At 66.2% G+C, this 9,407-nt stretch carries 8 protein-coding genes and 1 pseudogene; 3 read left to right on the top strand and 6 right to left on the bottom strand.

Annotation, left to right across the window (positions count from 1 at the left end; all coding sequences use genetic code 11):
• Positions 1-340 precede the first annotated feature (340 nt).
• From katG to A5740_RS19925, 4 genes are all read right to left on the bottom strand, one after another.
• Positions 341-2,554 carry a catalase/peroxidase HPI gene (gene katG / locus A5740_RS19940; protein ID WP_076196850.1) on the bottom strand — a complete coding sequence of 738 codons (2,214 nt, stop codon included), beginning with the start codon at positions 2,552-2,554 and terminating at the stop codon, positions 341-343.
• Between the two features lie 33 nt (positions 2,555-2,587).
• A complete protein-coding gene (locus A5740_RS19935) occupies positions 2,588-2,992 on the bottom strand; it encodes a Fur family transcriptional regulator (protein WP_076196848.1) in 405 nt (134 codons plus the stop codon).
• 173 nt (positions 2,993-3,165) lie between these two features.
• Positions 3,166-4,548, bottom strand: a complete 1,383-nt coding sequence (locus tag A5740_RS19930; RefSeq protein WP_076196846.1) for an FAD-binding oxidoreductase — start codon at positions 4,546-4,548, stop codon at positions 3,166-3,168.
• A 48-nt stretch (positions 4,549-4,596) separates the two neighbouring features.
• A complete protein-coding gene (locus A5740_RS19925) occupies positions 4,597-4,995 on the bottom strand; it encodes a GtrA family protein (protein ID WP_076196909.1) in 399 nt (132 codons plus the stop codon).
• A gap of 48 nt (positions 4,996-5,043) precedes the next feature.
• On the opposite strand from A5740_RS19925, the pseudogene A5740_RS19920 reads away from it, so the two are divergent.
• A pseudogene (locus tag A5740_RS19920) lies at positions 5,044-5,523 on the top strand (trimeric intracellular cation channel family protein); the annotation flags it as partial.
• 14 nt (positions 5,524-5,537) lie between these two features.
• Here A5740_RS19920 and A5740_RS19915 read toward each other — a convergent pair.
• The gene (locus A5740_RS19915) at positions 5,538-7,079 is read right to left on the bottom strand and encodes a PLP-dependent aminotransferase family protein (RefSeq protein ID WP_254849262.1); all 1,542 of its coding nucleotides are present in this window, start codon (positions 7,077-7,079) and stop codon (positions 5,538-5,540) included.
• Between the two features lie 49 nt (positions 7,080-7,128).
• On the opposite strand from A5740_RS19915, the gene A5740_RS19910 reads away from it, so the two are divergent.
• Both A5740_RS19910 and A5740_RS19905 read left to right on the top strand, forming a co-directional pair.
• The gene (locus A5740_RS19910) at positions 7,129-7,599 is read left to right on the top strand and encodes a carboxymuconolactone decarboxylase family protein (RefSeq protein WP_076196907.1); all 471 of its coding nucleotides are present in this window, start codon (positions 7,129-7,131) and stop codon (positions 7,597-7,599) included.
• 20 nt (positions 7,600-7,619) lie between these two features.
• On the top strand, positions 7,620-8,399 hold the full coding sequence (locus A5740_RS19905; RefSeq protein WP_076196842.1) for a phosphotransferase family protein: 780 nt from the start codon (positions 7,620-7,622) through the stop codon (positions 8,397-8,399).
• Here A5740_RS19905 and A5740_RS19900 read toward each other — a convergent pair.
• Positions 8,357-8,695, bottom strand: a complete 339-nt coding sequence (locus A5740_RS19900) for a zf-TFIIB domain-containing protein (protein WP_076196840.1) — start codon at positions 8,693-8,695, stop codon at positions 8,357-8,359. The two genes, A5740_RS19905 and A5740_RS19900, sit on opposite strands and share 43 nt — an antisense overlap.
• Between the last annotated feature and the right edge of the window lie 712 nt (positions 8,696-9,407).

Raw genomic sequence — 9,407 nt, 5'->3', positions numbered from 1 at the left:
GAATGTGTACTCACGCCACTTCAGTCCCCTGTCGCCTCAGCTGTCACAGAATTGGGGGCGTCCAGCTCTCAGCGACAGAGTCGCTCGTATGCGGGCATTGGGCAGATGATGCTCACGAGGCCGGTGAGGACAGAGTGTCAAATACCTTCAGCGACAATGGGTTTGTCGAGGCCGACGTTGCCTGTGTGGCGATTGTCGCTGAGTCGTCGCTATTAGTCGGGCACATCGGATACGTGCCCGAAACTCGTGGCGGATGCGAGCAGAGGACTGAGATGACAACACCCCGCGAGCGCGAGGCCCGCGGGGTGTTGCCTTACTCGGCGGTCAGCCGATCAGAGGATCAGGCCTGAAGGTCGAACCGGTCGGCGTTCATCACCTTGGTCCATGCCGCGACGAAGTCCTTGACGAACTTCTCCTTGGAGTCGTCCTCGGCGTACACCTCGGCCAGGGCCCGCAGCTGCGAGTTGGAGCCGAACAGCAGGTCGACGCGGCTGGCGGTCCACTTCGGCGAACCGTCGGCGCGGTCGGTGCCGACGTAGGTGCCGTCGTCGGCCGGTGCCGGCGCCCACTTGATGCCCATGTCGGTGAGGTTGACGAAGTAGTCGTTGGTCAGCTGACCCTTCTTGTCCGTCAACACCCCGAGGTCCGAGCCGCCGTGGTTGGCACCCAGCACGCGCAGGCCACCGATCAGCACGGTCATCTCCGGAGCCGACAGGCCCAGCAGGTTGGCCCGGTCGATCAGCCGGTACTCGGCCGGCAGCCGGTCGCCCTTGGCCACGAAGTTGCGGAAACCGTCGCCCTTGGGTTCCAGGTAGGCGAACGACTCCACGTCGGTCTGCTCCTGGGTGGCGTCGCCACGGCCCGAGGTGAACGGCACCGCGACGTCGAAACCGGCGTCCTTGATTGCAGTTTCGAGACCGACGACACCGCCGAGGACGACCAGGTCGGCGAAGGACACTGAGCCGCTCGACTCGGAGAAGGTGCGCTGGATCTCCTCGAGCTTGCTGATCACCTGGGCCAGCTCGTCGGGTTCGTTGACCTCCCAGCCGAGTTGCGGTTGCAGCCGGATCCGGCCGCCGTTCGCGCCGCCGCGCATATCGCTGGAACGGAACGACGCCGCCGCCTTCCACGCGGTGTCCACCAGCTGCTGGGTGGTCAGACCGGAGTTCGCGATGGCCGCCTTGAGAGTGGTGACATCGGCGTCACTGAGCTGCGTGCCGGCCGGAATGATGTCCTGCCACTGCCAGGTCTCCTTCGGCACCAGCGGCCCGAGGTATCGGGTCACCGGTCCCATGTCGCGGTGGATCAGCTTGAACCACGCTTTGGCGTACTCCTGCGCCAACTCCTCCGGGTGATCCAGCCAGCGGCGGGTGATCTCCCCGTAGATCGGGTCGAACCGCATCGACAGGTCGGTGGTGAGCATGGCCGGGTGGGTCTTGCCGGTGCCCTGCGCCATCGGCACCGAGTTGGCCCAACCGTTGTCCTTCGGCCGCCACTGGTTGGCACCCGCGGGGCTCTTGAACAGCTCCCACTCGTTGCTGTAGAGGATCTCCAGGAAGCTGTTGTCCCACTTGGTCGGGGTGTGCGTCCAGGTGACCTCGATGCCGCTGCTGACGGTGTCGTTGCCGCGGCCCGGGTTGGCCCAGCCCAGACCCATCTGCTCCAGCGGGGCGGCTTCGGGCTCGACGCCGTTCTCGATGTCGGTGGCGCCGTGGGTCTTTCCGAAGGTGTGTCCGCCGACGATCAGGGCGGCGGTCTCGACGTCGTTCATCGCCATCCGGCCGAACGTCTCGCGGATGTCGATGGCTGCGGCCAGGTAGTCCGGGTTGCCCTCGGGGCCTTCGGGATTGACGTAGATCAGGCCCATGTGGCTGGCCGCCAGCGGGTTCTCCAGCTGGGTCCGGTCAGAGCTGCCGGCATAACGGTCCTGCGAGCCCAGCCATTCGGCCTCGGCACCCCAGTAGATGTCCTCTTCGGGCTCCCAAAAGTCCGGGCGGCCAAAGGCGAAACCTGCGGTCTTGAAGCCCATGTGCTCCATGGCCCGGTTGCCCGCGTAGACGATCAGGTCGGACCAGGACAGCTGCTTGCCGTACTTCTTCTTGATCGGCCACAGCAGGCGCCGGGCCTTGTCCAGGCTGACGTTGTCCGGCCAGCTGTTCAGCGGGGCGAAACGCTGCATGCCGCGTCCGCCGCCACCGCGGCCGTCCTCGACCCGGTAGGTGCCCGCGGCGTGCCAGGCCATCCGGACGAAAAGCGGGCCGTAGTGCCCGAAGTCGGCCGGCCACCAGTCCTGGGAGTCGGTCAGCAGGGCATCGAAGTCGCGCGCCAGCTCATCGACATCGAGGGTCTTGACGGCCTCGCGGTAGTCGTAGCCCTCGTCCATCGGGTCGATGGCAGGGGGATTCTTCTGCAGGATCTTGAGATTCACCGCATTGGGCCACCAGTCGCGGTTGCTGCCGCCCTCCACAGGCGGCTTGATCCGCATCGGACAACCGGTCTCGGTGGGTTCAGTCTGAGATTCACCGATCGGGGGATGGGTTTCGGCTTCAGCCATGACAATCCTTTCCGGGGCTGGCGGGTTAAGGGGTTATCCAGGTGGAGCAGTGGAACATTCGGGGCACAGGCCCCAATAGATGACCTCGGCTTCATCGATCTCGAAACCGTGGTCCGTCGACGCGGTCAGGCATGGGGCAGACCCGGCCGCGCAATCGACATCGGCTATCGCGCCACACGATCGGCACACGACGTGGTGGTGGTTGTCGCCGATGCGAGATTCGTACCGAGCCACCGAGCCCGACGGCTGGATGCGCCGCACCAGGTGGGCTGCGGTGAGTGCATGCAACGAGTCGTAGACGGCCTGATGGGAAACCTCGGGCAGCTCCTCGCGTACCGCACGGATGATCGTGTCGGTATCGGCGTGCGGATGGGCAAAAACCGCGTGCAACACCGACACTCGCGGTCGGGTCACCCGCATGTCGGCACCTCGCAGCATCCGCTGGAAGTCCGAGGTTGTCGCCACGAAACCGAGTCTGGCCCGTTTTCTGGAATTAGTCAAGAATGAAATTCTCGTCGCGTCGGCAGGACTCAGATTGCAGACAGGGACAGGATCGGCGTCGATCCTGTCCCTGTGTGCAATCTGGGTGTCCGCTCTCGCGGAGCGAGTCGTTAGACGAGTTCCAACCGGCGCGCCATGTCCGAGACGAACAGGCCCTCGGGGTCGACCTTGCGTCGCACCGCGATCCACTCGTCGATACGCGGGTACATGGCGTGGAACGTCTCGGCCGTGGTGCGCGAGTCCTTGGCGGTGTAGAGCCGGCCGCCGAATTCCAGTACCCGGCGGTCCAATTCGGTGAGAAACTCACCGACGCCCGCCTTGACAGGGAAGTCCACGCAGACGTTCCAGCCGGGGATCGGGAAGCTCAGTGGCGCCCGGTTGCCGGGGCCGAACAGCTTGAACACGTTGAGGAACGAATAGTGCCCGGAGCGCTGGATGTCGTAGATGATGCGCTTGAACTCGTCGACAGCCTCGGTGGGCACCACGAACTGGTACTGCGCAAAACCTGCGGGTCCGTAGGCCCGGTTCCACTCACCGAACATGTCCAGCGGGTGATAGAACTGCGTCAGGTTCTGCACCTTGTTGCGGTAGGTGCCCGATTTGCGGTACCAAAGCTCACCGATCGGACCGAAGGTGTACTTGTTGGCCAATCCGTTGGGAAATACGTCGGGCAGCGTAAGTAATTGCGGCGCATCGAATTTCAGCGGATTCTTCTGCAGCTTCTTGGGGAGCTGGTCGATCGTCGCCAGAGAGCCCCGAGAAATCGCGGCGCGACCCAGCTTCGGTGGGGCGCTGATCGCGTCGAACCAGGCGCTGGAGTAGGTGTAGTTGTCCTCGGAGCCGTCGCTGTGGAAGGCGATGGTCTCGTCGAGCGTATGGGTGACGTCGCCGTCGGCAATGAAGTAGGCGGTCTCGGTCGGCGTCATCTCGATCGTCGCGCGCAGGATGATGCCGGTCAGGCCGTTGCCGCCGACGGTGGCCCAGAACAGCTCGGACTCGTCGCCGTCGGGGGTGAGCTTGCGGACCTGACCGTCGGCGGTCAGCAGGTCCATGCTGCGGACGTGGTTGCCGAAGCTGCCGGCGCTGTGGTGGTTCTTGCCGTGGATGTCACAGCCGATTGCCCCGCCGATGGTGACCTGTCGGGTTCCCGGCAGCACCGGCACCCACAGGCCCAGCGGCAGCGCGGCCCGCATCAACTGGTCGAGGTTCACTCCACCGTCGACGTCCACGATGCCGGTCGCGGCGTCCATCGAATGGATCTGGTTCAGCGCGGACATGTCGACGACGAGCCCGCCACCGTTCTGCGCGTTGTCGCCGTAGGAGCGGCCCAGACCGCGGGCGATCACACCACGACCCTTGTGCTCGGCGGCCTGCGTGACGGCCCTGACGATCACCTCGGGATCGCTGGTAGAGAGCACCTGTGCCACGGTCGGTGCGGTCCGGCCCCAGCCTGTCAGGCGCTTGGGAGTGGTCGGCAGATCGGTAGTCGACATCGGTAAGGAGAGTACCCGCCAGTAGCCACGGACCGGCCCGCCTGAGCGTCAGTGCAATTTGAAGATCACTGCCCGCTGCACGATGAAGTTGATCACCGTCGCGGTGCCCTGGGCGATGACGAAGGCCACCGGCACGGCCCAGGACCGGTAGTCGGCCAGGTGCAGCACGAGGTGGTTGAGCCCCACCTGGACGGCGAAGGTGACCAGGTAGAGCGCCCACACCGCGATGAACCGGGCGGTGCTCGGCGGCGCCTGGAACGTCCAGCGCCGGTTGATGAGGTAGGCGGTGGTGGTCCCGGCGATGAAGCCGATCGTCTTGGCCAGATCGACCTGTAACCCGAAGACCTTGTAGAGCAGTACGTACAGGCCGAAGTCCACGATCGCCGACAACCCACCGGTCACGACGAACCGGAACGCCTGCGTCTTGAGGTCCAGGGTCGGCGACATCACGGGCTCAGCCACCCAGGCAGCTTAGCGAGGGCATACCGTTCACTCGTGCTGCAGCTGGTGCTCAACGACCTCGGTATCGCGGTGTTCGCCTCGTCGGCCGCCATCGTCGCGATCCGCAAGGGCTTCGATCTGTTCGGTATCGCGGCATTGGGCGTGCTCACCGGTGTGAGTGGTGGGGTGATCCGTGATCTGTTCCTCGGTGTCCATCCGCCCACCTCGATTCAGCATTGGCCCAACATCACCGTCGCGTTGGCGGCAACGGCGGTGGCAACACTGGCCGCCAAACACGTCATCCGGTTCAACCGCGTCGTGCTGCCGTTGGATGCGATCGGCATGGGCTTCTTCGCGACTTCGGGCGCGGCCTTCGCCGTCGACCACGGGGCGAGCTGGTTCGCCGCGGTGCTGATCGGTATGACCACCGCGATCGGCGGCGGCATCATCCGCGACGTACTGGTCCGCGAGATCCCGTTGCTGATGCGTCCCGACGATCTGTATGCGGTGCCCGCCCTGATCGGTGCGACGACGTATGCGGTCATCGACTACTTCGGTCCGCAATGGGTCGGATTGCTGGTGGGCACCGTGCTGGCGACGATGCTGCGGCTGGCCGGGCTGGTGTTCCACTGGCGGTTGCCCACCGGGCCGCCCGATCTGATCGTGACCGAAGATCCCTGACGCAGCGCGGCGGTCAGGACTTGGCACAGTGCGTCGACCGCAGGTCCGAAAGCGTGCTCGGCGGGTCCGCCGAATCCGATGATGACCCCGTCGGGATCCGGGACGTCCGGTCCGGCCTGCGGGTGCCGCATGATCGACAGCCCGCTCAGGGCGATCCCGGCGTCGCCGGCGCGACGCAGCACCTCGGGCTCGGCGCCGTCGGGGAGGGCGAGCAGCATGTTGACACCTGCCGACAGGCCGCTGATCTCGAGGTCGAACCCGGCGAGTGCGGCGACGAGGGCGTCGCGGCGACGCCGGTATCGGTTGCGCATCCGCCGGACGTGCCGGTCATAACCGCCACTGTGGATGAAATCGGCGAGAGTGAGCGCAGTGAGCGCATCCACGTGGTACTGGGCGCCGCCGGCGGCGGTGATGACGGGATCGATCAGGGCGTCGGGCAGCACCATCCAGCCCACCCGCATCACCTGGGCCATGCTCTTGCTGACCGAGCCCAGATACGCGACCCGCTCGGGGTGCAGGGGCTGCAACGCACCGATCGGCTGTCGGTCGTAACGGAATTCACCGTCGTAGTCGTCGTCGATCACGTATCCGCCGGTGCGCTGGGCCCAGTCGATGACCGCGGTGCGCCGGGTCGGATGCAGGGCCATCCCGAAGGGGCTCTGATGCGCGGGCGTGAGCAGTACCGCGCCGGTGTCGAGGTGATCCAGGTCGGCGACCACCGCGCCGTGCGCGTCGATGCCGATTGGAGTGGTGGGCACGCCGAGCGCCGCGAGCGCATCGCGAAAGATGAAGAGCCCGTGGGCTTCTACCGCGATGGGCCGTGCGGTACCCAGGGCCCGGCCCAGCAGGTCGACGGCGTCACGCACTCCCGCGCAGATCACGATCGATTCCGGGGAGGCACGCACGCCACGGACCCGGCCCAGATACTCGGCGAGCGCCTCGCGCAGCGGCGCCGGTCCGCGTGGATCACCCATGCGCAGCGCCGATACCGGGGCGTTCGCGATGGCCCGCCGGGCTGACGTCGACCACGCGGACCGCGGAAACTCCGAGACGTCGGGGGAGCCGGGCATCAAGTTGTGTCGGGGGATGGCGGGATTCCGGCGCGGTCGTGACGCCGGCGGCGGGGCGGTGGTCCGCGCAACCCATGTCCCCGCACCCTGCCGGGAGGCCAGCCAGCCCTCGGCGACCAGTTCCGCATAAGCCTCGGCCACCGTGTTGCGGGCCAGACCGAGGTCGGCTGCCAGTGTGCGTGAGGGCGGCAGTCGGGCGTCGGTGCCGAGCCTGCCGGTGCGAATGCCTTCTCGCAGCGCGGTGATCAGCTGTTCGCGGGCGGTGCGACTGCCCGGCTCGATCATCGCGCGCAGGTCGAGATGCAAGTCCCGGCTGCCAGAATTGGCCCGCGAAGTCACGCAGATATTGAACCATCTACGCGGTACTTTTGCGCTTAACGTGGTCACCATGACACAGACACTCGAACCCGCCACCACCGTCGACCGGCTCAAGATCTACAAGGCCTCTCCCGGGCTCTACGACGCGATGATGACGCTGTCGAACGCGGCTTCCAAGGACGTCGACCCCACCATCGCCGAGTTGATCAAGATCCGCGCATCGCAGCTGAACCGCTGCGCGTTCTGCCTCGACATGCACACCCACGACGCCCGCCAGAACGGGGAGACCGAGCAGCGGCTGTCCCTGATCGCCGCATGGGAAGAAGCCGGCGATCTGTTCACCGAACAGGAGAAGGCGGCCTTGGCGCTGACGGAGGCCATCACCGACCTGACCGGCGGGCCGGTGTCCGACGCGGTCTATGCCCGCGCGGCGGCGGCGTTCGCCGAACACGAACTCGGCCAGGTCGTCGCCATGGCGGTGACGATCAATGCCTGGAACCGGATCAACGCCGTCGCAAAATCGCTTCCCCCTCGCCGCTGAACACGCGGGAGACTGATGGGGTGCAGACTCGGTCCGGTGCAGACATCACGGTGCACGGCGCCGTCGTCGACAAGCTGCATCGGCCGGGCACCGACCCGCGGGCTCTGCAGGCCCGGCTCGGAGCGGCCGGCCGGATCGATGTACTGGTGAGCCCGCTGACCGAGGGGCCGGTGGCGGTTGGCGGCCGCTGGCTGACACGGTGGCCTCTCGTCGAAACCCTTGCCGCACAACCGGAATCGGTGCCCTGGGCGGACATTGCCCGGCTACTGGCAGCTCTGCACGCCGAACCCGTCACCGAACGTCTACCGGCGCATGGCTGGCCGGCCAGATTGCGGCGTGCGGTCGATCGCGCTCGGCGCCACGGTGACCAGGTGCTGTTGCGGGCCGCAGCGGGCCTGCCCGAAGCGGCGTGGCGGCCCGGTTCTGCCGCACGGCCGGGCACGCTGGTCCACGGCGACTTCCATTTGGGGCAGGTCGGCCGGCAGGACGGACGCTGGCGGCTGATCGACGTCGACGATCTCGGATTGGGCGACCCAGCATGGGATTTGGCGCGTCCGGCTGGTTTCTGGGCGGCCGGTTTGATCCCCGACGCCGATTGGTACCTGTTCCTCGAGGTCTACCGGGAAGCCGGCGGCACGGCATTGCCGGCGGGGGACCCGTGGCCGGTCCTGGAACCCTTCGCCCGGGCCGCCGTCATCCAGGCCGCCGCCAACGACCCCGACGACGAGCTGTTGACAGCGGCCTGCGCGCGCATGCCTCAGCTGGAGAAGAACAGCCGCCCGAAGCCCTGTTTGCGGTAGTGCTTGTTGCCGCGGTGTCCCCAGCCCGGCCCGTAGTCGGAGTAACCGGGGTGGTGGCCGGAGTGCGTCGGCGGCGCCGGTGGCGGCGGTGCCTGGACGAACCGGTTCTCCATCTGAGTCAGTGCCTCCAGCTCGCCGAAGTCCAGGAAGATGCCGCGGCAGGTGTCGCACTGCTCCAGGTGGATGCCGTTGCGCTCGTATGTCGTCATCACCCCGGCGCATTTCGGGCACAACAAGGTGTTGCCGACACCGGGCGACGGGCTGGACTTCGGGGGCTCATATGGCGGGATGCTCATATCGCCATAACGCCCGGCTCGACAGTTGAGTGCCGATGCATGCCGCGCAACAGGGGCGATTTCACCGGCCGAGAGTGTGATGTCGACCACAAAGCGGAATATCGACGGGCCGTGAACCGGGCCCGTCTGCGGCTGTGTAGTTAATGCGGGCCGGACGGCTACGTAATCGGTTGTTTACACAGCAAGCGCAAACTCGGGGTAGTCGCCACCTCGACGCTTGAAATTGACGTTCGCGACGGCAATGTTTCCGCTCATCGTGATTGCCCGGTGTGCCCGCAGTAAATTCGGTGTAAGTGCAGTTCGAGCGGCATGTCCTGACGCGTGATGGGCTGCCTCGTCCGGGTGCGGACAGCGCGTGTGCGACAACTGGCCGGGGAGTTCCCCGGCTCTGGTGTGATGTTCGTCGGCGCAGTTACAGCAAACTCGACCGAAGGGTGTACCGCATGTCTGTCGAAAACTCGCAGCCGTTGCTGCCCCGATGACACCCGGTTACGTTTCTCGTGCCAATCATGAGCACGGCGTGAGAACCGCATGAGGCCCCGCTAATCGGGCCGTATGCGGAGCGATCTCTGGGGGTGGTGTCCCTGGTTGGTGAAGTTGAAACGGATCACCGGCGTAGCTAGGGAGAACATGTTGGCATTCAGTCGGGTGCTGGTCGCGATGGTGACCGCCATTGCGGGGGTCTTTGCGGGCCTCTTCATAGGTGCAGGCA

It is taken from the genome of Mycobacterium sp. GA-1841, assembly GCF_001954135.1.
Lineage (GTDB): Bacteria > Actinomycetota > Actinomycetes > Mycobacteriales > Mycobacteriaceae > Mycobacterium.
This window is presented reverse-complemented; position numbering and strand designations above follow the sequence as displayed.